General features: G+C 45.5%; 1 protein-coding gene. It reads right to left on the bottom strand.

All coding sequences use genetic code 11. The features are described from left to right. Window positions 1-128: 128 nt before the first annotated feature. Window positions 129-2,507: a TonB-dependent receptor gene (locus CHU92_RS01075; protein ID WP_094411739.1), complete on the bottom strand. Its 2,379-nt coding sequence runs from the start codon at window positions 2,505-2,507 to the stop codon at window positions 129-131. Between the last annotated feature and the right edge of the window lie 56 nt (window positions 2,508-2,563).

A 2,563-nucleotide genomic window follows, 5' to 3' on the forward strand; every position in this document is an offset into this window, starting at 1 on the left:
ATCCTCCCCGCCGCCTGCTTTCGCGGCGGGGAGATATAGCGTACAGCAGGAAAAAGCTCCAAAAAAGAGAAACCGGCGCACCTGTAAAAGATGCAGCCGGAATCTCCAAACGTAACGCTGTTTTTAAATTAAAACTGGAACCTGTAGCCAAAATCCGGTGCAAAGCCTATTTGGTCTATCTGGTTTACATTTTGTGTGAGCCTGTTATAGTCCCTTGTAAATACGTTTGTATTGTTGGTTATGTTCTGGAAATCTACATAAAACTGGTGTGATGTCTTTTTTGACTTACTGTTTAGCTTCATGCCCAGCCTAAGGTCTATCCTGAGGTAAGGGTCGTATTGCTGGCTGTAGGCGTTGCGCTCATCGCGTATTTCATAGCCGGCAGCCCTTGAGGCTTCCAGGTCAACCGGTGAATAATAGCGCCCACCGGCGGTTGTGAACTTGGTATTAACAGAGAAGACATTTTGTTTTGCTTTGCCAATGGCAAACTCTTTTCCGGCAAGGAAGTTTATGACATATCCGTTGTTAAAAGGTGAGTTACGCTCTATGCCGTCACTGCCTTTGTACTTGCTTTCAAACAGGGAGGTAGTGAACAGCGCATGATATCCCTGGCTGAAGAACTTTTCAACTGTTAGTTCAATACCGGTATTGTAGCCTGTACCGCGGCTTACCAGCGATGTCTTGTCACGTGAGAATGTAAAATCTGCGCCTTCGGTTAACGATGAATAGCTTGTTGGTGTACGCTCCACGGCGGCTTTGTCAATATCCTGGTAATATACTTCTGTTTTTGCCCTCCATTTAGGCGCAAAGCGGAAGTCATAGCCTATTACATAGTGGCTGCTCCTTACCAGGTCAAGATCCCGATTGGTTTCGAGTAATGTACCATTTACGTTTTCCTTGAGGAACAATAAAGGAGCTGCTACATTCTGGTGGTGTAGGCCGTAGCCTACGTTAAGTGAGCTTTTAGGATTGAAAGCATAAGTCAGTGAAGCCCTGGGTTCAGCAACCAGCTGCTCATTCACAGAAAAATATTGCCCGTGTAGCCCTGCATTAAGCGTAAGTTTTTCTGTAAGCCTCACTTGTGCCTGCGCATAGGGCTGGGCAATGGTATAGCTTCCGTTATTATCCAGCTGGGTTACCAAATCCGGTAATCCGTCACCATCATTATCGTCCTGCTCGTCCCTGTCTTTCTGTTTGGCATCGAGTGTAAAACGTTCCAGCAATACTCCAGTCCTCAGGGTAAGCCTGCTACTTATTTTGGAGTTGAATAATGTTGAGAATGTGACCCTGCTTTCAGTATTATCCGCTTCTGTAAAGCGGATTTTGAACTCAGCCGGTGTGTCCAGGTTAAAGTAGCGGTCTTCATCGTAAGTGTTGCGGGACGATGATGTACTTAGAACCGTTTTTAAATAGGAGCTGCTGCCTATATCAATGGAATGTTTTAAGCCAAATGCATAGAAACCTGATTCTACAAACGAATCGGCATCTTTAGCGGCAAAAAGGTCTTTTTCGTCTATCTCATCACCAAGGAAATCAATATCTGATTGTCCATAAATACCAAATGCTGATATTGTACCAAGTTTGGTTTTACCGAAGTTGATGTTGAAGGACAAATCGCTGTAGTTGGGTTGTGCGCTTGTGCCGCCAAGGCCCAGTAATCCGGCAATTCCATAACGTGCGGCCACCAGGAACGACCCGCCATTTTCCCTGAGCAGTGGCCCTTCGGCTACAAATTCGGCGCCGGGATAGGCTGCTAAGCCTGCCATAAATTCATAGTCCTGTGTATTCCCTTTCCTTAAGTTGAGGTCAAAAACACCGCCCAATGCATTACCATATTCTGCAGGGAATGCTGATGTCATAAAATCAGAATTAGCCAGCATGTTTGGGTTTAATGCTGATACGGGGCTTCCTGTAGTGCCCAGGGTAGAAAAGTGGTTAGGGCTGGGTACAGGGACACCTTCGAGCCGCCATAGCAGCCCTGTAGGAGAGTTACCCCTTACTACAATATCATTACGGCTGTCATCGGCAGTTGATACTCCGGCAAAATTAGAAGCAAGGCGGGCTACATCGCTACGGCCCCCAGCGTAGCGTGATACTTCTTCAGTAGTAAACTGTCGTACCGATACCGCGGCCATGTTATTGATGGCTTTTGCCTTGCTTCTTTCTGAAGATATAACCACTTCCTCCAGTTTGTTGAAAGATTCCTGCAGTGAAATGTTCAGGATTACATCTTTACCGGTTGTTACTTCAATTTCTGGAAGTGAAATGTTTTCGTACCCCATGAATGAGGCAGATACCGTATGCCTGCCTACAGGCACATCCTTAAGTTCAAAGTTACCTTTTTCATCTGTTACGGCTGTTATGCCTTCCACATCGCTTAGGGTAACGGTCGCACCCGGGATTGTTGTTTCCGATTGCTTGTCAGTCACAGTACCCCTTATTATACCTGTCTGGGCAAAAAAAGGCGCCGCTGCAAAAAAGAAAATGATGGTGATTAGTTTTTTCATCTTGTTACGTTGAAGTGGTTTAAACTTTTATTTTATTAAATTTCTTTAGTGCGATG

It is taken from the genome of Flavobacterium cyanobacteriorum (assembly GCF_002251835.1).
GTDB classification, from domain to species: Bacteria; Bacteroidota; Bacteroidia; order Flavobacteriales; family Flavobacteriaceae; genus Flavobacterium; species Flavobacterium cyanobacteriorum.